The sequence below is a fragment of the Candidatus Mycalebacterium sp. genome, assembly GCF_977828045.1.
The window spans coordinates 16712-40043 of record NZ_CDWCUL010000009.1; the positions used below are offsets into that span (position 1 = coordinate 16712).

Annotated in this window: 21 protein-coding genes, 1 tRNA gene and 1 pseudogene; 16 read left to right on the forward strand and 7 right to left on the reverse strand. The window is 50.4% G+C overall.

The features are described from left to right. Positions 1-29: 29 nt before the first annotated feature. Positions 30-917 carry an agmatinase gene (gene speB / locus ACY430_RS01870; RefSeq protein WP_462137211.1) on the reverse strand — a complete coding sequence of 296 codons (888 nt, stop codon included), beginning with the start codon at positions 915-917 and terminating at the stop codon, positions 30-32. Positions 918-929: 12 nt separating this feature from the next. Then, a complete protein-coding gene (gene cofC / locus ACY430_RS01875) occupies positions 930-1583 on the reverse strand; it encodes a 2-phospho-L-lactate guanylyltransferase (protein WP_462137212.1) in 654 nt (217 codons plus the stop codon). Between the two features lie 59 nt (positions 1584-1642). Here cofC and radC point away from each other — a divergent pair, with 59 nt between their 5' ends. The 3 genes from radC to hisH are packed head-to-tail and all read left to right on the forward strand — an operon-like array spanning position 1643 to position 3584. Next, complete coding sequence (radC, locus tag ACY430_RS01880) at positions 1643-2335, forward strand: RadC family protein (RefSeq protein WP_462137213.1); 693 nt, start codon at positions 1643-1645, stop codon at positions 2333-2335. A gap of 20 nt (positions 2336-2355) precedes the next feature. Next, positions 2356-2952, forward strand: a complete 597-nt coding sequence (gene hisB / locus ACY430_RS01885; RefSeq protein WP_462137214.1) for an imidazoleglycerol-phosphate dehydratase HisB — start codon at positions 2356-2358, stop codon at positions 2950-2952. Next, on the forward strand, positions 2949-3584 hold the full coding sequence (gene hisH / locus ACY430_RS01890; RefSeq protein ID WP_462137215.1) for an imidazole glycerol phosphate synthase subunit HisH: 636 nt from the start codon (positions 2949-2951) through the stop codon (positions 3582-3584). Before hisB ends, hisH begins: the two co-directional genes overlap by 4 nt. Here the strand turns inward: hisH and ACY430_RS01895 are convergent. Further along, positions 3569-5572, reverse strand: a complete 2004-nt coding sequence (locus tag ACY430_RS01895; protein WP_462137216.1) for a lytic transglycosylase domain-containing protein — start codon at positions 5570-5572, stop codon at positions 3569-3571. The genes hisH and ACY430_RS01895 overlap by 16 nt on opposite strands. A 38-nt stretch (positions 5573-5610) precedes the next feature. On the opposite strand from ACY430_RS01895, the gene ACY430_RS01900 reads away from it, so the two are divergent. Continuing rightward, positions 5611-5684, forward strand: a tRNA-Gln gene (locus tag ACY430_RS01900). Positions 5685-5709: 25 nt separating this feature from the next. Then, the gene (locus ACY430_RS01905) at positions 5710-7260 is read left to right on the forward strand and encodes a 2-isopropylmalate synthase (RefSeq protein ID WP_462137217.1); all 1551 of its coding nucleotides are present in this window, start codon (positions 5710-5712) and stop codon (positions 7258-7260) included. Here the strand turns inward: ACY430_RS01905 and ACY430_RS01910 are convergent. Continuing rightward, positions 7257-7427, reverse strand: a pseudogene (locus ACY430_RS01910) (HNH endonuclease); the annotation flags it as partial. The gene ACY430_RS01905 and the pseudogene ACY430_RS01910 sit on opposite strands and share 4 nt — an antisense overlap. A 576-nt stretch (positions 7428-8003) precedes the next feature. Between ACY430_RS01910 and ACY430_RS01915 the strand changes: the two are divergent. Genes ACY430_RS01915 through ACY430_RS01930 form a run of 4 tightly spaced genes read left to right on the forward strand, consistent with a single transcriptional unit; the run spans position 8004 to position 12113 of the window. After that, positions 8004-10004 (forward strand): heterodisulfide reductase-related iron-sulfur binding cluster, encoded by a 2001-nt coding sequence (locus ACY430_RS01915; RefSeq protein ID WP_462137218.1) that lies wholly within the window; start codon positions 8004-8006, stop codon positions 10002-10004. A 14-nt stretch (positions 10005-10018) separates the two neighbouring features. After that, entirely contained in the window at positions 10019-11263 is a 1245-nt protein-coding gene (locus ACY430_RS01920) for an anthranilate synthase component I family protein (RefSeq protein ID WP_462137219.1), read from the forward strand. A gap of 9 nt (positions 11264-11272) precedes the next feature. After that, entirely contained in the window at positions 11273-11533 is a 261-nt protein-coding gene (locus ACY430_RS01925; protein ID WP_462137220.1) for an aminotransferase class IV, read from the forward strand. A 10-nt stretch (positions 11534-11543) separates the two neighbouring features. Beyond that, positions 11544-12113, forward strand: a complete 570-nt coding sequence (locus ACY430_RS01930; RefSeq protein ID WP_462137245.1) for an aminotransferase class IV — start codon at positions 11544-11546, stop codon at positions 12111-12113. A gap of 174 nt (positions 12114-12287) precedes the next feature. Here the strand turns inward: ACY430_RS01930 and mnmE are convergent, their stop codons facing one another. From mnmE to ACY430_RS01945, 3 genes are all read right to left on the reverse strand, one after another. Then, the gene (gene mnmE / locus ACY430_RS01935) at positions 12288-13691 is read right to left on the reverse strand and encodes a tRNA uridine-5-carboxymethylaminomethyl(34) synthesis GTPase MnmE (RefSeq protein WP_462137221.1); all 1404 of its coding nucleotides are present in this window, start codon (positions 13689-13691) and stop codon (positions 12288-12290) included. A gap of 18 nt (positions 13692-13709) precedes the next feature. Further along, positions 13710-14393, reverse strand: a complete 684-nt coding sequence (locus ACY430_RS01940) for a carboxymuconolactone decarboxylase family protein (RefSeq protein WP_462137222.1) — start codon at positions 14391-14393, stop codon at positions 13710-13712. Between the two features lie 65 nt (positions 14394-14458). Beyond that, the gene (locus ACY430_RS01945; protein ID WP_462137223.1) at positions 14459-15598 is read right to left on the reverse strand and encodes a class I SAM-dependent methyltransferase; all 1140 of its coding nucleotides are present in this window, start codon (positions 15596-15598) and stop codon (positions 14459-14461) included. Positions 15599-15673: 75 nt separating this feature from the next. Between ACY430_RS01945 and pheT the strand changes: the two genes are divergently transcribed. From pheT to ACY430_RS01980, 7 genes are all read left to right on the forward strand, one after another. Then, on the forward strand, positions 15674-18085 hold the full coding sequence (pheT, locus tag ACY430_RS01950) for a phenylalanine--tRNA ligase subunit beta (protein ID WP_462137224.1): 2412 nt from the start codon (positions 15674-15676) through the stop codon (positions 18083-18085). A gap of 10 nt (positions 18086-18095) precedes the next feature. Continuing rightward, the gene (locus ACY430_RS01955) at positions 18096-18380 is read left to right on the forward strand and encodes an integration host factor subunit alpha (protein WP_462137225.1); all 285 of its coding nucleotides are present in this window, start codon (positions 18096-18098) and stop codon (positions 18378-18380) included. Position 18381: 1 nt separating this feature from the next. Beyond that, positions 18382-19023, forward strand: coding sequence for a DUF502 domain-containing protein (locus ACY430_RS01960; protein WP_462137226.1), 642 nt, complete (start codon positions 18382-18384; stop codon positions 19021-19023). Further along, a complete protein-coding gene (tilS, locus tag ACY430_RS01965; protein ID WP_462137227.1) occupies positions 19020-20426 on the forward strand; it encodes a tRNA lysidine(34) synthetase TilS in 1407 nt (468 codons plus the stop codon). Before ACY430_RS01960 ends, tilS begins: the two co-directional genes overlap by 4 nt. 120 nt (positions 20427-20546) lie before the next feature. After that, on the forward strand, positions 20547-21152 hold the full coding sequence (locus tag ACY430_RS01970) for a superoxide dismutase (protein WP_462137228.1): 606 nt from the start codon (positions 20547-20549) through the stop codon (positions 21150-21152). Positions 21153-21209: 57 nt separating this feature from the next. Next, a complete protein-coding gene (locus ACY430_RS01975; RefSeq protein WP_462137229.1) occupies positions 21210-22400 on the forward strand; it encodes a sigma-70 family RNA polymerase sigma factor in 1191 nt (396 codons plus the stop codon). 254 nt (positions 22401-22654) lie between these two features. Continuing rightward, positions 22655-23323 carry an outer membrane beta-barrel protein gene (locus ACY430_RS01980; RefSeq protein ID WP_462137230.1) on the forward strand — a complete coding sequence of 223 codons (669 nt, stop codon included), beginning with the start codon at positions 22655-22657 and terminating at the stop codon, positions 23321-23323. The last annotated feature ends 9 nt before the right edge of the window (positions 23324-23332 follow it).

Sequence of the window (23332 nt, forward strand, 5' to 3'; positions counted from 1 at the left end):
CGGAGTTTAACACACAAGCCCGAGTCTTATCAAGATTGGCGCGCCGTCCCGAACTTGTATCCAATCGCTTTACAGGCTATTTTCGCCGCCGTTACATCGGGCGCGACAAAGCCCGGAATTGGCGCGAGTTCAACGATGTCCATTCCCACCACTTCGCGGCTCTCAAACACCGCGCGGAGCAAAGACATAACATCCGCCCAGCCCAGCCCCCCGGGCTCCGGCGTTCCGACAGAAGGCATAATTGAAGGGTCAAGTCCGTCAACGTCTATGCTCAAATAAACCTTGTGCCCGAGTTTTTCCACAATTTGCGCGGTCGTGTCCGGAAAAAGGTTTTTATCTAAAATCCTGTCTGCGGAAAAAATACTCAAATCCCCTCTGTCGCGCACAAACCCGGCTTCTTCCGCCGACATACTTCTTGCTCCCGCAATCACAACATCCGCGCCTGCGTCCAAAACTCTTCTCATAACGCACGCGTGGCTGAATTTTGAGCCTTGATAACTGTCTCTGAGATCGCAATGGGCGTCTATGGATAAAACGGAAATTTCGGGATGAATCTCCTTTTGCGCGGCGAAAGCCCCGACTGTAACGGAGTGCTCGCCGCCGAGTGTGAGAACGAATTTGCCCGCCCGTGCCAAATCAAAGCAGTTTTTTTTAACGGTTTTGACCATCTGCGCCGGGTCAATGTCGCATTCAATCTCATGCGCGGTGTGGATACCCCCTTCCGCCGGGTTGTGCCCGAGTTCCCCGTCATAAAGTTCAATTGATCGGGACGCTTCAATTATCGCCATGGGCCCCCGCGAGCAGCCGCCCCGAAACGACACCGTTCTCTCATACGGCACCGGAAACACAACCGTTTGCGCGGTGTCAAAATCCGATTCGGGCGGATCAAGGTCCAGAAAGTTCAACTCAAAGCCCATTGCCCGGATTGCCTATGCGGTTTTCTCCGTTTTCCCGAAGCCCAGTTTGCACAGGTAGTCGTGAGTTCTCGTGCCGTTTCCGCTCATAAAAATTTCCAGATCCTCCGGCGCGTCAATGTCAAGCCCTATGCCGCCGAGTGCTAATGAGGAAAACTCCAGCCCCAGCCGCAGAGCCATCTCCCTGTGGCGCGGAAAACTGTTTTCACCGAAATGCGGAGACAGCACGCCCGGGGGGCTCATGAAAAGCGCGTTTGTGCCCGTTCCGTCCCGCGAGGGAACGATGATAATACGGTTTCCCCCGTCATCTTTTTCAAGCACGGCGTCAAACTCCCACGCCTGCGCCGCGGGTATGTCTCCCGGAACCACAAGAACGGAATCCACGCCCGCCGCGAAACATTTTTTCATCGCGAAATCAACCGACAAGCTTTCGCTCTGCTGGTCCCGCTCGGTGATTATCTCCATTCCAAATCCGCGCCCCATGCTCATGGCGTCCGGTTCGGCGGTTACAAGAAAAACCCCGTCCGCACATTCGCACCGCGCCACATTTGACAGAACGTCCTCAAGCATCACGCGCGCGAGCCCCTTGCGCTCGGACGGCGACAGGACTTCGCAAAGTCTTTCATTCGCGGCTGAAAATCTTTTTACCGGAACAACAACGGCTTTCATTTCACAAACACTACTGAAAAATGGTTTTTTTTCCACACGGCAAGTTAGACTAACGCCACATGAGCCGCCAGCCGAGCAACCCGCACTACGCCGGTCACAGGGAGCGTATCAGGAAAAAGTTTCTCAAAGAGGGGCTGTCCGCGTTTGCTGATTATGAGGCGCTGGAGTTGCTTCTGACCTATTCAATTCCCCGTAGCGATGTAAAACCCACGGCGAAAAAACTGCTTAAAACCTTCGGCACGCTCTCAGCCGTTTTGGACGCCTCGCCGTCCGAGCTCAAAAAAGTTGCCGACATAGGCGGTTCAACCGCCGCTTTCATACGGCTTGTCAGGGAAATCAACTGGCGCTATATGGAGACACGGATTGAAAAAGAGGACTATCTTACCTCTCCGCAGGCGGTCGTGGATTTCTGCAAATCCAGAATAGGGCGCGAAAGCAACGAGTTTATGCTTGTGGTTTTCGTGAACACTAAAAATCAGTTTATTGAACATGAGGTTGTGTCCGAAGGTGGGGTTGCGAGCGTGAATATGAACATAAGAGATATAGTAAAAAAGGCGATTAATATAGAAAAATGTTCAGGCATCATCATTGTCCACAATCACCCGAGCGGTCACCCGCAGCCGTCCGACAGCGACAAGGATCTCACGGAGGAAATGGTGGGAATCTGTAAATCGCTTGATATACGGCTTGTTGACCACTTGATTGTGTGCTCGCACGATCATTACAGTTTTGTTGAAAACGGGTTGTTGTGATAGTCTTGGAAAAACGTCTTATGCCACCCAAATCCAGAAAAGCGAAGGTTGAGAGAAAAACCACCGAAGTGAAAGTCAGCGTTGATTTGAATGTTGACGGCTCGGGAAAATTTGACATCGCGACCGGCATACCGTTTTTTGACCACATGCTCAGCCAGTTCGCGCGACACGGCTGTTTTGACCTCAAAATCAAAGCCCTCGGCGACACTGAGGTTGATTTTCATCACACGGTTGAAGACGTGGGCATTACGCTCGGAAGCGCTTTCAAGGAGGCGCTCGGCGAGAAAAATCGCATAGTCCGCTTCGCGCACTCTTTTGTGCCTTTTGAAGACACGCTTGTTTTTTCCGCCGTGGACATAAGCGGCAGACCGTGTCTTGTTTTTGACGCCAAAATGCCCAAGTCCAAAGTGGGTGATTTTGACTCGGAGCTTGCGCGCGAGTTTTTCAAATCCCTCTCAAACAATGCGGGATGCAACCTCCACATCCGTCTCCAAAGCGGCGACAACCTGCACCACAACATTGAAGCAATGTTCAAATCGTGCGGACGCTCGTTTGACCTTGCGACCGCGATTGACGGGCGCTACACCGGCGTTCCCTCCACAAAAGGTGCTTTATGAGCCCCGGGCGGGCTCGCGAAATAGCCGTTTTTGACTATGGGGCGGGCAATCAGCGAAGCGTTCTGAGCGCTTTCAAATTTCTCGGCTTCAACGTAAAGGCAATTTCCACCCCCCGTGAAATATCGCAAGCGGAAAGGATTGTCGTTCCCGGAGTCGCCTCTTTCGGCGACTGCGCGAGAGAGATTGAAAAATCCGGAGCCGCATCCGCTTTGCGCGATTTCATAAACGGAGGCAAACCCTATCTGGGGATGTGCCTCGGGCTTCAAATCCTTTTTGAGAACAGCGATGAAAGTCCCGGCGAAACGGGGCTCGGTGTTTTCAAAGGCGGTGTGAAGGGTTTGCGCACATCCCCTGAACTCAAAGTGCCGCACATGGGCTGGAACCGCGTGTCGTTGTCCGGCGACGGGCTTTTCAGCGGCGTTTCCGACCAAAGTTGGTTTTACTTCGCCCACTCGTTTTATGTTGAGCCGGGAGATTCGTCGATCATCGCCGCAAAAGTCTCTTACGGAAGTGAGTTCACGGCCGCGGTGGAAAAAGACAATGTTTTCGCCTGCCAGTTTCACCCTGAAAAAAGTTCGGATGCGGGCTTGAAAATCCTGCGCAATTTCGCCGGTTTTCAGCCGTCTTCGTAAACCATTCCGTAAGCGCTGTAACTTCTGAATATGCGCCTCACGTAGTTTCTGGTTTCGTCAAACGGAATTTCTTCGGTGAACTCGTCTTGTTCAAGACCTTTGAGCGCGCCGTTTCTCCACCGCGTCACCCTTGTCGGTCCCGCGTTGTAGGCACTAAGCGCGGCAACGGTGTCGCCGCCGAATTTTTTCAACATCAAATGCAGATAGCGCGAGCCGAGATTGATGTTCACTTCCGGCAGGAGAAGTTTTTCACGCGTGATTTCCCCCTCTCCGGCGCTCTGCGCCATCTCTTTCGCGGTGGGCATTATGAGTTGCATCAGCCCGAATGCGTCCGCGTGCGAGACGGCGTCCGTTTTGAACCTGCTTTCCTCGCGTATGAGAGAATAGACAAGATTTTCGTCAAGCCCGTATTTTGACGAAAACTTTTTTACCTCATCGTCAAACCCTCTCGGAAAAGCGAGCCGTATTCTTCCCGGCGGCGGATTGCTTCCGATGAGTTTTATGCACGAATTGAACTTTCGCACGGCGGCAAGAATTTCGCACGCCGCTTCGGGATTTCTTTTCCCCACGGACAGCGCTTCTTTTTCCGCCCATTTCTCCATGCCCGCTTCAAGCAGAATCCGCGCTCTTTTTATCGCGGGCGGCGGGTTGGGTTTTTTGAAGATATTAAAACCGTTGCGGCGATGGGCGCTTTTTTTTCCGATTTTTTCCCCGGCAAGAAAAGAGTAATAACTGAGCCCGCTCCCGGCGGCTTCGAGAAAAAACCGTTCCGCCTCGTCCCGCGCGCCTGTTTTTTCAAGAGCCCTCGCCCTCCAGTACACGAACTGCCCCGCGAGAAAGGATTTTTCTTTTCTGTCGTTTTCCGCGAAAACGCGCACGGCTTTGAGGTATTTCCCCTTTTTGTAATAATCCCAGCCAAGGTTCCAGGCCGCCTCCACACGGTTTTGCGGATGCGACTGTTTTACCAGAGCGTAAATCTTTTCCGCCCTGCCCGTTTTGCCGATTTTCAGAGCGATTTTCTGCTCTTTTACGAGGGCTTTCCCCGCCCATTCGGTCTGCGGAAACAATTTACTTGCCGACCTGAAAGCGGCTTGTGCTTTGCGGAGGGCTTTTTTCTCTCCCGATTTCCCCCGCCGGATTTTCGCCATCGCTTCAAGAACCGTCCCTTTGACATACGCCGCGTGAGCGGATTTTGACCCGCCGAGAACCGAAAGCGCTTTTTTCAATATCTTCCCGTTTTTCCTCGCGGTTTTACGCAGGCATATGGCGCGCCTGGTGTTTCTTTCCTCCGTTTCCGGCAGAGTCGCGTAAGCCGCCACGGCGCTCGCGCATTTTTTAAGATCAAACAGTGTGTCCGCTCTGCGGATGCGGTCTTGTTCGGAAGGAGAGATTTTTTCCGCCGCCGCCTTCGCATAAACGCTTGCCGGATAGTCTCTCCAAAGCGTTTTCCATGCTTGCGCCGCAGTGTCCGCGCGGCCGTTTTTTTCCGCTAATTCCGCGATTTTTTTCAGGTAAAACCCTTTGCCCGTTGTGGTTTTGGAATCAAAAAGCGTGTTGTAAATCTTTTCCGCTTCAACTAAAAGCCCTTTTGTTTCAAGCGTTTCCGCCTGTTTTTTAAGAGCATCGTGTTTGAGCGTTTTGAGTTCCGCCGCGATTCTATACATATCCGCCGCAAGAGGGTTGCCCAATTTGGCCAGAGCGTTCCCCCTGATGAAAAAAACATACTCTTTGAGTTCGGGGATTTCGTTTTCCAGATTGTAGAGCAGTAAAAGCGCTTTTTCAGAGCCGCCTGTTCTGTTTGCGGCTTCATGGGCCGTCCGGAGTTTTTTCACCGCGTCCGTACGCGCGGAGATTTGCGCTTCGCAAGCCGGAACAAGCGCGGCAAATAAAAACGCCGCCACGGCCGCCGTGCGAATAAGAGGTTTAATCATAAGTTTTCCGGAATCTTTAATCGGGTGGATTTTACTTCCTTCCGCAAAACTGTTCAAATTGACGGCGATTTATGTAGTATTAACCCGCGCCAAGGTGGGGGATAGTATAACGGCAGTACAGCGGTCTCTGGAACCGCTAGTCTGGGTTCGAATCCCAGTCCCCCAGCCAATTTGCGCCCAAAAGAGATAAAACAATGCCCGATGACTATGTGAAGATTTTTGACACCACCCTCAGGGACGGCGAGCAGGCGCCCGGATGCGGAATGACTGCTTCGGAGAAACTGCGGGTCGCCTTTCAGCTTCGGCGGCTGGGAGTTGATGTTATAGAGGCGGGCTTTCCCATCTCTTCGGAGGAGGATTTTCTCTCCGTGCGCCAAATTGCGGAAAATGTGCGCGGTTGCGAAATTGCCGCTCTGTGCAGAGCCTCCAAAGGCGACATAGACCGTGGCTGGGAAGCGGTGAAAAAAGCGGAAAACCCCAGAATTCACACCTTCATCGCCACTTCGGACATTCATCTGAAACACAAGCTCAGGAGATCGCGCGCCGAAGTCGCGCAAATCGCCTCGGATTCGGTTGCCTACGCGCGCAAATTCACCTCCAATGTTGAGTTTTCGTGCGAAGACGCCACACGAACCGATATCGATTATCTCTGCGAAGTGGTCTCTCTCGCCATAAAAGCGGGCGCGTCCACAATCAACATTCCCGACACGGTCGGCTACACGGTGCCCGAAGAGTTCACCGGAATAATCAGACGGGTAAGGGAAAATGTTGAAGGGGTTGACGATATAATTTTGAGCGTCCACTGCCACAACGATTTGGGGCTCGCGGTCGCGAACTCGCTTGCCGCGGTTGCCGCCGGGGCGCGTCAGGTGGAATGCACAATAAACGGGCTCGGAGAAAGAGCCGGAAACGCCTCGCTTGAAGAAATCGTCATGGCAATAAAGGTCAGGGGTGACAAAAATCCTTATAAAACAGGTATTTCAACCGAGCAGATATACCCGTCAAGCAAGGTTGTTTCGCAGGTTACGGGCGTGGCGGTTCAGCCGAACAAGGCTGTTGTGGGCGCCAACGCTTTCGCTCACGAGGCGGGCATACACCAGGCGGGAGTTTTGAGCGACAGAATCACCTATGAGATTATGAAGCCCGAAGATGTGGGCATATCCTCTAACTCCATTATTCTGGGCAAACATTCGGGGCGGCACGCGTTCAAAGACCGTCTTGATGAGTTCGGATACGATCTTGATGAAAATCAGTTTGAAGAGGCGTTTGTGAAGTTCAAAAACCTCGCCGACAAAAAGAAATACGTTTTTGACGAAGACATTGAGGCGCTCATAAGCGAGGAGTTTATGGGCGGGTCCGACTACTACGAGTTTGTTGATGTGGAGTTCACGGGAGGTTCAAGCACAACTGCGGGGGCGACTGTGAAACTTCTTGCGGACGGAAAGGAGATTTCCGGTACAGACACGGGCGGCGGTCCGGTTGACGCGGCTTACAAGGCGATAAAAGAGGCGACCGGGGAGTTTCCGAAACTGGAGAGTTACAGAATTTCCGCCATAACCGGCGGCACGGACGCGCAGGGCGAGGTTACGGTTCGCATTGCCGATGAAGACGCCGGGGTTTTCTCGCGCGGCAGGGGTTCAGACACGGACATAATAGTCGCAAGCGCGAAGGCGTTTGTGAACGCTCTTAACCGCCTCAGGTGGCGCAGGAGCAGGAAAGAAGAAAGGATTAGGGACGGGGTTTAGTTTTTCTGACCGTTGTAGCGGACTTTTGCCTCCTGCATTGTTCGCGTTCCTTTAATGCTGTTGCATCTCTGACAAAGCAGTTGCAGATTTTCGTCATCGTCAAGACCGCCTTTTGCCTGCGGGACAATGTGGTCTATCGTCAGATTAACATTGAGAAAGTGAACCTTGCAAAGATTGCAAAATCCGACCTGTTTCCCGTATAGAAGTGTCTATCTGCGGTGGCGTGAAAAGGTTTGAAGGGCGGAGTCCTCTTTTACTTGACTCGGCTCACCCCCGGCACCATACCTATCACTTTGTCCCTTGCTTGTATTAGCGAGTCCTGCTCGGACTTGCTCAATAGTGCGGGTTCGTGGGTTTGCGAGGTGCGCGCCTTCCCTTTCGGTGAGTTCGGAGAGGGAGCGCCTGATGACGCCGAAGTCTTTGAGGGTGGCTGTGAGTTCCGTTTCATTGTATTGCCCGATTAAAGTTTCCAAAGTTTTGTCGGAAGTGTCAAATGCCGGAGTTGTATAACTGCCATAGCTTTAGTTTCCCACTTATTTCCCGAATTGCGGGGGATCAATCCCGCAAGCAATCGGGTCTTTTATTCAGCAGAAGACCCGACAAGGGGTCTTCGACTTCGGTTCACGGCGACCATTATAAAAAACCGCCCTCGCGGTTTCAACCAGTTTCCCATTCTTGACCTTTCACGCCGCCTCTTTAATATAGTCTTTCAGTTCGCGGCGAGTCCGCCTGCGGAGTAAGTTATGAAACCGCTGATAATGACAGTTGTTCTTGTCGCCTCTTTCGGCTTTTTCTTTTACAACATCTACAACCTAATACGCCTTTTACGGCTCGGAAAGAAAGAAGACAACCGGTTTGACCAAATCGGCGAGCGCATAAAACGCGTTTTTATCTATGTTTTCGGACAACGGCGGCTGTGGCAGAACTACACCTTTGCGGGAATTGAGCATTTTATGATTTTCTGGGGATTTATTATTATCTCCATCGGCACTTTTGAGATTTTCGTGAGCGGGCTTTTCTTTCCCGAAACCGGATTCAAACTCATTCCCGGAATCGGGCATGACTACTACGAATATGTTCTGGACATAACTCAGGCGCTTGTGATTCTGGCACTGTGCATGGGGGTTACGAACCGCCTCACTTTTGGCAAAAAAAGAGAGGTGAACGGGCCTGATGCGGTGGTTGTTCTGGGGCTTATCTTCGGGCTTGTGATGACGGCGTTCCTCTACACCGGAGCGAGAATTGCGCTTGGCGGCGCGCCCGCAGAGTTTTTGCCGGTTTCATCGCTTTTCGCAGGGCTTTTCGCCACAATGTCCGGAAGCAGCCTGGTGTTCTGGCGCGAGTTTTTCTGGTGGTTCCATGTTCTGATCCTTCTCGGCTTCCTCAACTACCTGCCCTACTCGAAGCACAGCCATGTTTTCACAGCCGCGCTCAATGTTTTCTTTCAAAATCTCAACCCGCGCGGCGCGCTTCCCAAGATAGATTTTGAGAACATTCCCGAAGACATTGACCACTTCGGCGCGGGCAAAATTGAGGATTTTAGCTGGAAAGATTTGATGGACTCCTACACCTGCACCGAATGCGGCAGATGCACGGACAACTGCCCGGCGTGGAACACGGAGAAAGTGCTTTCCCCGCGCGATATTGTCGTGAAACTCCGGCACAATCTTTCAAGTGAGGGGCAGGACGTTGTGGACGGCAAGCTCGCCGCCGGTGAAGGGGCGGAACTTGCGTCCACAGAGTGGATAACCCCCGATGAACTGTGGGCTTGCACAACCTGCAATGCGTGTGTTGAGCAGTGTCCGCTGTTCATAGACCAGATGGGCAAAATTGTTGATATGCGCAGGTACCTGACCCTTGAAGGAAAACTTACGGGCCCCGCGGCCCGGACTTTGCAGAAACTTCAAACTCACGGCAATCCATGGGGCTTTGACGGAGCGGACAGGGCGACGTGGCTTTCCGGAATGGAAGGCGTGCGCGTTCTCGGAAAAGACCTTGAAAGCGCCGAACCCGTTGATGTTGTTTACTGGATGGGCTGTTTCGGCGCGTTTGACCCGCGCGGACAGCAGGTTTCGCAAGCCGTTGTGGACCTTCTCGTGAAGGCGGGCGTGGATTTCGCCGTTATGGGACCTTCGGAGACATGTAGCGGCGACCCCGCCAGACGGCTCGGCGAGGAGGCGCTCTATCAGGAGCTTGCCAGTCAAAATATTGAAACGATGAACGATTTGAAGGTAAAAAAGATACTTACCAACTGCCCGCACTGCTTCAACACCATAAAGAACGAATATCCACAGTTTGGCGGCGAGTACGAGGTGGTTCACCACACCGATTTTCTGCTTGAGCTTGTAAAACAGGGCAAACTCACCCCGAAGGGAGAGGTTTCTGAGAGAATCACATACCACGACTCCTGCTACTTAGGCAGATACAACAAGATTTACGACTCCCCACGGGAGATTTTGAAATCCATATCGGGCATTGACCTTGTTGAGATGAAACGCTCAAAACGCGACAGTTTCTGCTGCGGCGCGGGCGGCGGAAAGATTTGGATGGAAGAAGAAACGCCGAGGGTTAACTGGAACAGGTTTGACGAAGCCGAAGAACTGAAACCCGACACTCTGGCGACAGCTTGTTATTTCTGCAACACAATGTTTGAGGACGCGGCTAAATTCAGGGGTAAATCCGAAGAGATCAACATAAAGGATGTCGCCGAAATTCTCAGGGATTCCGTGAACAAGACCGATTAGGCGGTTCCCAAACCATGCCGACCGGAGATGAATTTCCGTCCGCCCTGCTTCTTGACTCCGGAGGTGGCTGGCTTGGAAACACTTCGGGCGGAAGCATGACTTTTTCAAAGCCGGACTTCACGCTTTCATCGGGCATTTCCGGCGCTGTTATTTCAGACGGAAAAACAAGCCGTCAAATAAAAGGCGACCCGATTTCTGAAATAGAAAAAAAAACCGCCGAAGGATATTTCGCGGTCGGGTTTTTTTCGTATAAATACTTGGAAAAAACCGACGATGGACGCCGTCTTGCCGGAAAAATGCGCAAAAAACCCGGCGCTTTTGATGTGCCGCTTTTGAGTTTTCATTTTTACCGTCCCGAAGTGGTCAGACACGCGGATAAGGTTTCCGCCGCGGAGGCGCCTTTTATTCACGGCAGTGAAAAATCCCCGTGCGGTTTCCCTTCCGATTTAAATTTGCGCGGAAGGCGTTTTCTTGAAAATGTGAATAAAATAAAATCACATATAAAAAAAGGTGACGTATATCAGGTGAACATATCCGAGGCGTGGGAATTTTCCCCGAAGGAAAACCCCCTGAAATTTTTTCTGAACTTTTTTGACTCTCAGCCGGTTCCGTTCGCGGTTTATATGGATTTCGGGTGTTTTCAATTCCTGAGCGGTTCAATGGAATTGTTTCTTGAAAAAACCGGTGACAAAATTGTTTCACGTCCCATAAAGGGGACAATAAAAAGAGGAGAAAATCCCGAAGAGGATTGCCGTTTGCGCGAAGCGCTTGCCGCCAACGAAAAGGAAAAAGCGGAAATATTGATGATAACGGATCTTATGAGAAATGATTTAAGCAGAATATGTGTTCCGTCAACCGTTAAAACCCGGGAAATTTTTCATGTAAAACCGTATAAAACCCTTTTTCACATGGAATCCGAAGTGGAGGGAATGCTTAAAAAAAATCTTTCCGTTTCGGAAATAATTAAGAAAACTTTTCCACCCGGCTCGGTAACGGGCGCGCCGAAAACAAAAGCCCTTGAAATCATCGATTCTCTTGAAGAGCATTCACGCGGGCCTTATTGCGGCGCGGCGGGAATTTTTTATCCAAACGGTGATTTTCGTCTGAGTGTTTCAATAAGATGCCTGCAATTTTTTCCGCACGGGGCGGTTTGTTGGAGCGGAGCGGGAATTGTATGGGATTCAAACCCCGAAAAAGAGCTTGAAGAAACCGCTCTAAAACTCAAAGCGTTAAGAAGCGCGACGGCAATGAATGTTTAAAAAGTTTTTATGAAAAATCAGCGCATTTACATTAAAAGAAAACAGGTCTCCGATATTAACGGAATTTTCCCCAGAGGGGTTTTTTACGGAGACGGAGTTTTTGAAACAATGAGGTGGAAACAATCACCTCCCGTTTTCCTGCAAAAACATATTGAAAGAATTACGCGCGGCGCGCTTACGCTTAAAATGCCCGCTCCGGATGGTAAAAAAATAATTAAAGAAATTAAGGAATGCGTAAAAAAAAAGCGGTTTTTCCGATTGTGCTGTTAAGGTTTGTCTTATTTCCGGAGGTTCTTTCGCACCTTTTTTTTCTGAGCCGGATGATTTTCAAACCGTAATTTCCATAAGTGAAATAACGGACGACCTGGCGGATATTTCCCTGAAAATAGTTTTTAACGGATATTCAAGAAATAGTTCCCCGATTGCCGGAATAAAATCCCTCAACTATCTTGAAAATGTTGTGGCAATGAGAGAGGCGCGTGAAAATGGCTTTGATGACGCTCTTTTTTCCTCTCCGGACGGCTGTGTTGCCGAAACAACATGCCGCAACATCTTTTGGGGACAAAAAAACGGACTTTTCACCCCTCCTGCGGACTGCGGGATACTTCCCGGTATCACAAGAGGCGTTTTGATGGACATAGCCGCCCGAAACGGGTTTTCCGTGTCTGAATCCCGTCTGCGTCCGGAAGATTTGGCTCAAGCGGATTTCGTTTTTGCTACAAATTCCGTTTCGGGGATAAATCCTGTGGAAAAAATCAGCTTTCAAGACTTGACCCTTAATTTTTCCACATCCGTAGATAACTCTTATAACCACCTGAAAACCCTGTTATATAAGGCGTTTCAATGGTAGAAAGCAAGACCTGACCCTTGCCCCTTTCCACAATTGTGTGGATATAATGTGGAAAGTTTTTCAAAAATTGTGGAAAACTGTTTGATTTCCATCTTCTTCAATCAAGAAAAATGAGCGGTTTTGAAGAACGGTTTTGAAGTAATAGAGAAATGTTTCCCGTGAAACATTGGAAAGTTACTTTCCTATGCAGAATTTTCCGAAAATGACCCCGAGCATCTCTTCGGTCGTAGTTTCGCCGGTTATTTCGCCGAGTGAGTCCATCGCTTCTTTGACCTTGATTGACAGTATTTCCGGCGATTCTTTCTGTTCAAGAAGAATAAGGAAAGTGTTTATGGCTTCAAGCGCAGTTTCAACCGCCTGTTTTTGGCGTATGCCCGTCAGAGCCGCTTCATTGCTTTCAACGGCTCCGGTGTTTTCCATAAGTGTTTTTCTTATTGTTTCTTTCAGTTTTTCAACACCTTCACCCGTTTTTGCCGATGTGTGAACGGTCTTTTTCTCACCAAACACGCCGCAAACCGTTTTAAAATCGCCTTCTTGCCGCAAATCCACCTTGTTGATTGCGAGAACGGTGTTTTCGGGCGCGTTTTCAACCATTTTCACATCTTCATCGGAGGGCGTTTCACTTCCGTCGAGCACAAGAATCTGCAAGTCCGCGCCAAGCGCTTTGTCTTGAGCCATTTCAATCCCGGCTCTTTCCGCCGAGCTCCGGGCGTCTCTCATTCCCGCCGTGTCTGTGAGTCGTACTGTTATGCCTTTGATGGAGATTTGCTCTTCAATGTAGTCCCTCGTTGTTCCCGGTTCGGGGCTTGTTATGGCACGTTCTCTGCCGAGCAGGGAATTCATAAGACTGGATTTACCCACATTGGGCTTGCCGACTATGGTAACTCCCGCACCTTCACGTATAAGGCTGCCCGTAGTGTATGTGGAAAGCAGGGAACGGAGACTTTTATGTATGCTCTCAGCCGCTTTTTTCAGGTTTTCCGCCGCCGCTTCACCTGTTTCCTCTTCGGGGAAGTCTATTCGCGCTTCAATCTCCGCGAGCAGGTTAAGAAGCCGGGTTTTAGAATCATTTATCCGCCCGGACAACCCTCCGGCCAGTTGAAGCCCCGCCTGCCGGAGTCCCAGTTCGGTTTGAGCATTTATGATGTCCGCAACCGCCTGCGCTTGCGCGAGATCCATTTTGCCGTTAAGAAACGCCCTCTGTGTGAATTCTCCGGGTCCGGCGGGTCTGCATCCGTGTTTCAGAGTGAGTTCCATTATCTTCTCTGAACATGCGGTTCCGCCGTGGCAGTGAATTTCCGCCGAGTCCTCTCCGGTGTATGAATTAGGCGCTTTCATAAAAACGCACATCGCGCTGTCCACAACGGTTTTATCCGCAGGGTCAACGATGTTTCCGGCATACATTAAGCGCGGTTCAAAGTTCCTATGTTTCCCGTGAAACATAAAAATCTCGCGGATTACCGCGAGTGAGCGTTTGCCGCTTATTCGGATAACACATATTCCGCCTTTGCCGGGCGGTGTGGAGATTGCGGATATGGTATCTTCCGCCGCTGTCGCTGTTTTGCCGGGTTGTGTCAAAAGGCGGTGGAGAAACGGTTATTTTGCCGCTTTTGCGATTGTTTCCATCGCTATGGACGAATGTGCCCAGCACGCGCCTGCCGCCATAACCATTGAGACGTTAACGGTTTCCGCTATTTCCTGAGAGTTCACGCCTTCGGCTTTTCCATCTCTGACGCATGACCTTATGCAGTAAGGGCATTTTGTTACAAGAGCACAGGCGAGAGCGACGATTCCGCGCTTGAATTTCTTCGTGAGCGCGCCGTCTTCAAAGGTTTTTTCATGAAATGCTTCAAACGGCTCCTTGATGTCTCCGCTTTGCTCTTTGAAGGTGTTGATTTCGTTCATGATGTTTTTCTTGAAAAAATGCCCTTCACCGAGATTAACCTTCTGTTCAATGTGGTCCCAAGCCTCAAACGCTATGCTTGAAAAAGCATAGGGCGCTCCCATGGCGAGCCGCATCGCTACGTAAATCACCTCAACAATCTCTTTGTCGGTCGCTCCGGCTTTGAGCGAAGCGGTGGTGCGCGACCTTATGCAGTAAGGGCAGGAGGTGATATGCGCGACCGCGAGCGCAATCAGCTGTTTTTCCTTCGTTGAAAGCGCGGCATCGGTAAAAACACTGTCGTGATATGCCATCCATGCATCAAGCATTTCCGGATTTGCCTCTTTGAATTTGCCCATTTCGGGCCCGATGTTGCTTTTGTAAATTGAGTCGCTCATTTGTGAACCTCACACTTTGAAGATGGGATTTACTCTAACGGCAGAAGAGGGAGTGTCAAGTTCCCTCACTCCACCCCGAATGAAATCCTGAACGGGCTTTCGGGGTAAAACCCCCGTGCGAGCTCCGGCGCGTTCTTTGCCTGCATCAGAACCCTGAAAGCATCTCCCATCATTCCGGGCATGAAAAGGTTTTTGATGGCTGGGATTTCGTCCGGATTTTGCGCGGCGACATCCATTATTCCCCAGTCAACAAGAAATTGTCCCTGTGTTGTGTATTTAAGTGTTGCAAGACCTGACACCTCTCCGGCTTTTTCAAGGTTTTCAAAGTCAACATGCGCCGTTATGTCCTGATGTCCGATGTTTTCATATGGAGATTCGTTGATTTTGTGGTCCGAAACGCACTTGAAAGTTCCACTCTCCCTGTCCGGACTGAACAGTTCGCCCGCCCGGAAGCCGTAATCTATGGTCAAAATCACGCCTCTGCCAAGCGTATCGGCCATCTGTTTCAGCAGTTTTGCCGCTGCGGGGCGTATTTCAAACCGTTGCCCCTCGGCAAACCCCATTTCCGCCGCACCGCCGAACCGATCGAAGTATTTCAGTAAATCCGTGCTTGAAGGCGCACCCTCAGTTTGGGTAAATCCGTCTTTCCCCATAGAGACAAAAATCTCCCGCATTTTCCCGCCTCTGAACACAAGCCGATGAAACGGAATCGCGTCAAATAACTCATTTGAAAGGATAATTCCCATTATATGACCTGCATCGGCAAAGCTTTTTATTCTACGGAAGTTTGTATGAGCGCCCGAAACGGCGCATTTCCCCGTCTCGCAGCGGTCAAGTAGCAGATATTCAACCGTGCCGTAAGTTTCGGGGTCAGTTCTTGCAAGAGCGTCCAGAATATCAAACGCGAGAACACCGCTCGCACCGCCGGTTTCCAGAACGGTTATTTTTTCCTCCGCACCGGGCGCGATTTTGTTTTTCAAACCACTGACAACCCGTGCGAGAGTCTCCCCGAAAGCCCGATGCGCCGCCGGGCTTGTGTAAAAATCCCCCTTTTTTCCTATTTCCGCCTTTCCGTTTTGGTAGTATCCGTCCTCCTCATCATAGAGGGCATACTCGGTAAATCTCTCAAAAGTAATCGCACCGCGTTTTTTTATCTCTTCCGCTATGCGGAGCGCGAGACGGTTTGGGGAAGACGTTTTTTTCATAAGCGGCAGGGCGGCGGTTTGATTTATGTAAGAACTGATTTTACAATGATACCGTTTTTAGCGGGCGGTTTTTCAATGAAAGCAACTGTAAAATGGCTGAAAGAATACGTTAATTTTGACTTTTCCCCTTTTGAACTCGGAGAGATGCTCACAATGGCGGGTCTTGAAGTGGACTCAATCACTCCGCTTGTCCACGATAAAATTGTTGCCGCGCGGGTGGAGGAAGTCCGTCCGCACCCCAACGCCGACCGCCTGCTTCTGTGCTCCGTTACGGACGGCGGGGCATCTCATGAAATTGTCTGCGGGGCGTCAAACATGAAAGCGGACGACATGGTCGTCCTCGCACTTCCGGGCGCGGAACTGCCTCAAACCGCCGCGAACCCGGAAGGAATGACAATCAAGCGCACTAAAATACGCGGGAGCGAATCGGGCGGGATGCTTTGTAGTGAACAGGAGATTGGGCTTTCTCCGGTCAAATCGGACGGGATTATGATACTGCGGGATTCCGTTGCCCCGGGAACACTGCTCGCCGATATTCCGGGCGTTGAGGACACCGCTCTTGAGATTGCCGTTACGCCAAACCGCCCCGACTGCCTGAGCGTCATAGGCATCGCGCGCGAAATAGCGGTGGCGACTGGCGGGGCTTTGAAAATTCCGCCCTCTCTCGCAAGCGTTGCGGACGGAATAGACAAAACAGGCGCCGTCAAAGTGAGCGTTGAGAACAAAGACGGTTGTCCGCGCTACTGTTGTGTCCGTGTGGACGGTGTCAGAGTCGCGCCCTCTCCGCTGTGGCTCAGGGCCCGCCTTTCCGCCTGCGGAATCAGGCCCGTCAACAACATTGTTGATGTTACAAACCTCGTTCTTCTTGAATCCGGACAGCCCCTTCACGCCTTTGACGCAGACCGCATAAAGAACGGGTTGACCGTAAGGCAGGCGCGGGAGGGCGAATCAATAAAGGCGCTTGATTCGGAAAAATACGATCTTGGCACTGAAGACCTTGTCATAGCGGACGCGAACAGGCCGGTGGCAATCGCGGGAGTGACAGGCGGAGAGGATTCCGGCGTGAACAAAGCGACAAAGAACATACTGATTGAAGCCGCATGCTTCAATTCCTCGCAAGTGAGGCGGACTTCCAAACGGCTTAAACTGTCGTCCGAGGCGTCATACAGGTTTGAAAGAGGGGTTGACCCCACCGCCCCGCCCGCCGCGCTCAAACGCGCCGCAGAGATAATAAATAAGGTTGCGGGCGGCTCCGAAGCATACGGATTTTCCGATGTTTGCTCAATTAAAATAGAGCCGCGCGAGGTGGAAGTCTCTCTTGAAAAAATGTGGAAAACTCTCGGAACCTCTTTGCCCGCGGACAAAACGGAGCAGCTTCTTGCCTCTTTGGGTTTTGAGGTTTCAAAATCCGGTGCGGAAGGGCTCAGCGTGAAGGTTCCCGCTTTCAGGCCCGATGTTTCGCGCGCGGCCGATATTTTTGAGGAAATGGCGCGCCTTATCGGATACAACGCCATACCGCAGACCGAGCCCAGCATAGCCGTAACGGCACAAAAAGTGCGCGGGCGCGCCGGCCGGGAAAATGCGATAAAAAATGTTTTTCTCCTCTCCGGCTTTTGCGAAGCGGTGAACTACGGTTTTGAGAACCCCGAACTTTTACGGATTTTTGATTCCGCGGACGCGCTTGAAATTAGCAATCCCATTTCAAACGAGATGTCGGCGATGAGGACGACCCTGCTTGCAGGGCTTATGAGAAACCTCAAATTCAACCTTTCAAGGCAGTGCGCGGATGTGCGGCTTTTTGAGGAGGGCAAGGTGTTTTTCCCGAAAAGCAACGGAGAATTGCCTGAAGAGGAAGGGTCTTTTGCCGCGGTTGCGGCGGGAGAAGGCGTGCCGGATTTGTGGAAAAGCGGTGGCTTTGATTTCTTTGATATGAAGGGGCTGCTTGAAAAAGCCCTGAAGATTTTCGCGGGCGGCGATGAGAATTTTCTCTTTTCGGTGGAATTCAAGCCGGGTTCGAACAAAAAGCATTTTCATCCGGGCAAAAGCGCGCGGATTTTCGCGGGTGAAACGGAAATTGGCGACATTGGTGAGATTCATCCCGACACCGCCCGCGCGTTTGAAATTGCGGGCGCAGTTGCGCTTGAACTGAGTCTTGAAAAACTTTATTCTTGTAACAGCGGCGGCGAGGTGGTTTTTTCACCTTTGCCCAAGTTCCCTTCGCTCAGGCGCGATTTGGCGTTTCTTGTGAAAAAGGATTTGGAAATCGGCAACGTAATATCGGGCGTAAAAGGGGTGAGCCCGCTTGTTGAGCGCGTGTGGATTTTTGACCTTTTTGAAGACAAATCAGTCGGAGAGGATATGAAAAGCGTGGGTATTTCAATGCTTTTGCGCTCATCGGAAAAAACCCTTACTGACGAAGAGGCTAATTCGGTTTGCAAAAAAGCCACCAGTGCTCTGGGAGACCTTTTCGGTGCTCAAATCAGGTGAAGCCATGGCCGTGACGAAAAAAAATATGGCGGACTCAATTCACTCAAATCTCGGGCTTTCAAAAAGGGAGTCCGCCGACATTGTGGACTACTTTTTTAAAACCGTGAAAAAAGCCCTGAAAGAGGGCAATTCCGTAAAACTGCCGCGTTTCGGCAGCCTGCATGTGAAAAAGAGAAAATCCAAAAAAGGCAGAAATCCCGCGACCGGCGAAGAGGTGATCATCCCTCCGAGAAACGACGTTGTTTTCAAGCCCAGCAGGATTTTGCGGGCGCGGGCGAACTCCAAAACGGACTGATATGAGCTTTTTTAACTCCCTCAGAAACGCTTTTTTAACGGGGCTTGCGGTAATTGTTCCATTCGGGCTCGCGCTATTTTTTGTCTACATAATTTCGGGCTGGTTCTATTCGCTCGTCAGCGCCGTGCCTTCAATGGCTCTCGAATACTGGTTGCCGACCACGCATTTTCCGGCATGGGTTGTGAAATTAATCTCTTTCTCAATAGGGATTTCCGGCGCGGTGATTTTCGTTCTGGTCACCGGATATGTGGTGAGAAATATAGTCGGCAATCGCCTGGTCAGTTTTATAGAGTCCATAATTCTTTCCATTCCAATTATCAGAACCGCCTACAACGCCTCAAAGCAGATTTTGAATACACTTCTCGGCCGTTCAAATCAGGCGGATAAAGGGGTTGTGATGTTTGAGTACCCAAAGGAAGGCATCTATTCAATCGGTTTTGTGATGGGCAGAATGAAGCCCGGTGAGGCGCATAACGTGCTTGATGAAACACTTGTGAACATTTTTGTGCCGACAACGCCGAATCCCACAAGCGGTTTCTATATGATGGTTCCGGAGTCCAGAGTCAGGGAAATCCCCCTTTCCGTTGAGCAGGCTTTTAACGTGATTATCTCCGGGGGGCTTTCCTCTTCGTCAAAAGGGTGAGTTTACAAGAAAAACTAACGGCGACTCTCAAAGAGTTTGATATGTTTCCGCGCCCCGCGATGAAGGTGATCGCCGGGGTTTCCGGGGGAGCGGATTCGGTCGCGCTTGTTCATGCGCTCGCGCGCCTTGAAGAAAACGCGCCCGAAATTGTCGTCTGCCATTTCAATCACCGTTTGCGCGGGCGGGAGTCCGAGCGGGACGAGGAGTTTGTTTCACGTCTTTGCGAAAAACTGGGATTGCGGTTTGAGGTGAGCTCATGCGATACCGAAGCGTTTTCAAAACAGACGAAGCTTTCAATAGAGAGCGCCGCGCGCAAACTCAGATATGAGTTTTTCACCGGGGTTTGCGAAAAAACGGGTGCGGAAAGAATCGCGACCGCTCACACCGCGGACGACAGGGCGGAGACGGTTTTGATGAGGATGATTCGCGGAAGCGGAACTTTCGGCATCTCCTCAATCAAGCCGCGTTCAGAAAATCTTATCAGACCCCTCATCAACGTTTCCCGCGAAGAAGTCATCAACTATCTCACGGACGCAGGCGAAAAATGGGTTGAAGACAGCAGCAACGATTTGACGATTTTTACGAGAAACCGCGTGAGGAAACAGCTGCTTCCGTTGCTTGAAACCTTCAATCCGCAAATAAAAAACGCGCTCAACCGCCTTGCCGACACGGCGGGGCGGCAGTCCGCTTACATATCCCTGCAAGCCGCCGGGGTTTTTCCGCAAGTGTTTTCCCGCGCCGGCACAGACAGCTTGCTTGCCGGTTCGGTTCGCAAATTTCGCACGGTTCACGGGGCGGTCAGGTCGGAACTTTTAAGGACGGCTTACGCGGCGGCAACGGGTGGGCTGGAGAGACTGGAGTTTTTGCACCTTGAAGAGATGGACGCGCTTTTGATGTCCCCTGTGCGGTCCGGAGCGGTGAGTCTTCCGCGTGGCGCGGTTATGGAGAAAAGTTACGGTTTTTTCTGCCTTGTTCCCCGCCCCGGCGCGGCGGACGACTACAACCTGACGGTCAACGGCGAAGGGGCGAAAGACCTTCCGGGCGGAACCAGAGCGTTTTTTGAAAAAACCTCCGACACCTCGCTCTGGGGAAGGAGCGAAGTGGGGCATTTCTCTCTTGAAAAAACCGGATTTCCCATTGAAGTCAGGAATTTCAGGCCCGGAGACAGAACCTTTCCGCTTGGAATGAACGGCACGAAAAAACTCAAATCCGTTTTTGCGGAGAGAAAAATCCCGTCCTTCCTGAGAAGCAGACTGCCGATCTTCACCTGTAAGGGCGACATAATCTGGGCGGGCGGCGTGGTTATAAGCGATTTTCACAAAGCGGTAAAAGGGGATCAAAGCCTCAGAATCAAGCTGGGCGGGCTCATTCCCGACCTTCTTGAAACCCGCCGCGACGGTTAGTTTTTCTCCGGAATTCCCACTGCCGTGAATTTCACTTTAATGTTGAAAAGTTTTGTGATATAATGCGCTTCGTGGTGAGAGGCGAAACCTATTTTTCGCATTGATACCAAGGAGATAGAGATGGCGCACACTTTACCTGAACTGCCGTATGGCTATGACGCTTTGGAGCCGCACATTGACGCGCGGACGATGGAAATACATCATTCCAAGCACCATAACACCTATATTACAAATCTGAACGCCGCACTGGAAAAACACCCCGAACTGGGAGACAAAAGTGCGGAGGACCTCATAAAGGATTTGAGCTCCGTTCCCGAAGACATCAGGGGGGCCGTGAGAAACAACGGCGGTGGGTATGTCAATCACACGTTTTTCTGGACCTGCATGTCGCCGGACGGCGAAGGCGCTCCGTCAGGAAAACTCGCCGAATCCATAGATGCGGCTTTCGGGGGTTTTGACGCCTTCAAAGAGGCGTTCGCGGCGGCGGGAACAACCCGTTTCGGAAGCGGCTGGGCGTGGCTCTGCGTGGATTCCGGCAAACTTGTTGTTACTTCAACACCCAATCAGGACAACCCCATGTCAGACGGACTCACTCCAATTCTGGGGCTTGATGTCTGGGAGCATGCCTACTATCTGAACTATCAGAACAGGCGTCCGGACTACATCAAGGCGTGGTGGAACGTCGTCAACTGGAAACAGGTGGAAAAGAACTTTTCTGCGGCATAAAAAGGTTTAGCGGCCTTTAATTTTCCTTGTCCGTTTTGGCGGACTTGAGAGTGGTTTATGGCAACAAAAGAAAAAAAACAGATTTCCAAAAACGGAAAAGAAACAGGCGTTGAGTCTTCCGAAGAATCCTTAGTTACTTCAACCGACTCGGATTTTCCTGAACCGCCTCCGCCTCAGGATTTTGTTGAGGCGTCAAACGCGAAAAAGAAAAAAGGTGAGTTCAATCCGGACGAACATATGAGGCTTCTCTATGTTTATTTTAAGGACATGTCTTCGGAAGACCTGTTCACGGCAAAACAGGAAGTTGAAATATCGTCCAAGATAAAAAAATACGAGGCGGTTGCCGAGGACACAGACCGGAAATACAGAAATGAGGAAAAGAAATACGCCGTTCCCACCAGAATTGAGCGACTGGAAAAAAAGAGTGTGATGGCGAGAAGTTCCGGCAAAAAATTGGAATACGAAAGGCGCATAGAGGTGTTGCGGAAACTCGCGCGGATTTCGCAGGAGAAAAAAGCGCAGCGCATGAAGCAGAAGTTCGTCAAAGCGAACCTGCGGCTTGTCATAACGATATCAAGGAGATACACAAACAGGGGGCTTTCCCTGCCCGATTTGATTCAGGAGGGCAACCTCGGTCTTATGCGCGCCGTTGAGAGGTTTGACCACACAAAGGGATACAAGTTTTCAACATACGCCTCGTGGTGGATACATCAGGCAATTCTCAGGGCGCTTCAGGGGCAGACCAGAACAATTAAGGTGCCTGTCTATCTGCTTGAACAGGCAAACCGCGTGTATAAAACGGTCGCCAAGCTGTCCAAAACCACGGACAGAAAACCCACGCCTGAGGAAATATCGCTTGAATCCGGCATAACGGTTGAGGTTGTTAAAAGGATTTTGAACTCCACAAACGACGCGGTGAGTCTGGACACTCCGATTTTAGAGGGCAAAAACGCCACACTGCTTGATTCCGTTCCCGACCAGGGGGACTCAATTCCTGATTTTGTCATCGCGAAAAAGGCGCTCGCGGAGAAACTGCGCGAGGCACTCAAACAGCATCTCAATGAGAGGGAAGAGGAGATAATCAAACTGCGCTTCGGCATAGACCAGAACGGCACTTCAACCCTTGATGAGATAGGAAAGAAATTTAATCTAACCCGTGAAAGAATCCGGCAGATTGAAAAACACTCGCTTAACAAACTCAAAAACTCCGCAATCGGAGAGCACCTTTACAGTTTTATGCGTAATTGAGGGATTTTCAGAAACCCTTTTCTCTCATTCACCAAAATTGACTTGTCAATCTTTCTTTTGTGATTTACAGTATCCCGTCCATACTGAACAGAGGAGATCCTTAGTTGGGTCTCCTGCTGAATAAAAGACCCGACTACGGCGTGGGATTGATCCCCCGCGCTGGGGAATAAGCGGGGACACTTCAAACCTCTGTTTGGTGTGGACAAGGCCCAGCGCCTTAAAGCCGGGAAAGTCCAAACTAACGGAGGTTAAAAATGAGAAAATTTTTCTTTGTTCTCACTTTATCGTTTTTTCTATCAATATCGGCTAACGCCGAAACGACTCAAAACACAAGTTATCACAAAGGATTGTTAAACAGTTCGGTTCTTTTTGGGGGTAATACTTCAATTTTATTTGATTCTGATGATAAAACAGGTTTTCAATCTTACGACTTATCATTTCAAATTCATGAGAATCTAAATTTGGGAATAGGTGGGGGATATGAAATTAAAAGAAGTGATGATGAATCATCCAGGTTTTACGGTTTTGGGGCAGATGCTCTTTTCCACTTTAGTCCTGAGACAAAAGTAGATCCTTATATAAGTGTTGATTTAGCTTATTTGAAAAACCCTATTTCAGGATTAGAAGAGGGCGGATTTGGTGTTGGGTTTGATGTGGGGGTTGAGGTGAAAAGCGGCAGATTACTCTCTGTCATTCCAAGCATTTCATATTCTTATGCAAATGTAAGCATTTATTCCTACGGGAATATATCATCTGATTTAGCAGTGGCTTTTCGTTTTTCAGACGAAAAAGAAAGCTTTCTATCTAAATTATGGTTTGCTCCTTCTGTTGGTATTACTTTTAGCGCTCATGAGAGCGAAGGGCTCTCATCTGGGGAAGTTTTTAATGTTGGGTTGGGAATTTTAGTTTCGGACGGGCAGTAAACAATCTTC

What these genes read in the sequence shown, in the direction of transcription:
- ACY430_RS01920 (WP_462137219.1), top strand. Translation starts at nt 10,019, where the DNA reads ATGCCGACCGGAGATGAATTTCCGTCCGCCCTGCTTCTTGACTCCGGA.
- ACY430_RS01925 (WP_462137220.1), top strand. Translation starts at nt 11,273, where the DNA reads ATGAAAAATCAGCGCATTTACATTAAAAGAAAACAGGTCTCCGATATT.
- ACY430_RS01975 (WP_462137229.1), top strand. Translation starts at nt 21,210, where the DNA reads ATGGCAACAAAAGAAAAAAAACAGATTTCCAAAAACGGAAAAGAAACA.
- radC (WP_462137213.1), top strand. Translation starts at nt 1,643, where the DNA reads ATGAGCCGCCAGCCGAGCAACCCGCACTACGCCGGTCACAGGGAGCGT.
- pheT (WP_462137224.1), top strand. Translation starts at nt 15,674, where the DNA reads ATGAAAGCAACTGTAAAATGGCTGAAAGAATACGTTAATTTTGACTTT.
- ACY430_RS01970 (WP_462137228.1), top strand. Translation starts at nt 20,547, where the DNA reads ATGGCGCACACTTTACCTGAACTGCCGTATGGCTATGACGCTTTGGAG.
- hisH (WP_462137215.1), top strand. Translation starts at nt 2,949, where the DNA reads ATGAGCCCCGGGCGGGCTCGCGAAATAGCCGTTTTTGACTATGGGGCG.
- ACY430_RS01915 (WP_462137218.1), top strand. Translation starts at nt 8,004, where the DNA reads ATGAAACCGCTGATAATGACAGTTGTTCTTGTCGCCTCTTTCGGCTTT.
- ACY430_RS01945 (WP_462137223.1), bottom strand. Translation starts at nt 15,598, where the DNA reads ATGAAAAAAACGTCTTCCCCAAACCGTCTCGCGCTCCGCATAGCGGAA.
- ACY430_RS01960 (WP_462137226.1), top strand. Translation starts at nt 18,382, where the DNA reads ATGAGCTTTTTTAACTCCCTCAGAAACGCTTTTTTAACGGGGCTTGCG.
- ACY430_RS01980 (WP_462137230.1), top strand. Translation starts at nt 22,655, where the DNA reads ATGAGAAAATTTTTCTTTGTTCTCACTTTATCGTTTTTTCTATCAATA.
- speB (WP_462137211.1), bottom strand. Translation starts at nt 917, where the DNA reads ATGGGCTTTGAGTTGAACTTTCTGGACCTTGATCCGCCCGAATCGGAT.
- ACY430_RS01905 (WP_462137217.1), top strand. Translation starts at nt 5,710, where the DNA reads ATGCCCGATGACTATGTGAAGATTTTTGACACCACCCTCAGGGACGGC.
- hisB (WP_462137214.1), top strand. Translation starts at nt 2,356, where the DNA reads ATGCCACCCAAATCCAGAAAAGCGAAGGTTGAGAGAAAAACCACCGAA.
- ACY430_RS01940 (WP_462137222.1), bottom strand. Translation starts at nt 14,393, where the DNA reads ATGAGCGACTCAATTTACAAAAGCAACATCGGGCCCGAAATGGGCAAA.
- cofC (WP_462137212.1), bottom strand. Translation starts at nt 1,583, where the DNA reads ATGAAAGCCGTTGTTGTTCCGGTAAAAAGATTTTCAGCCGCGAATGAA.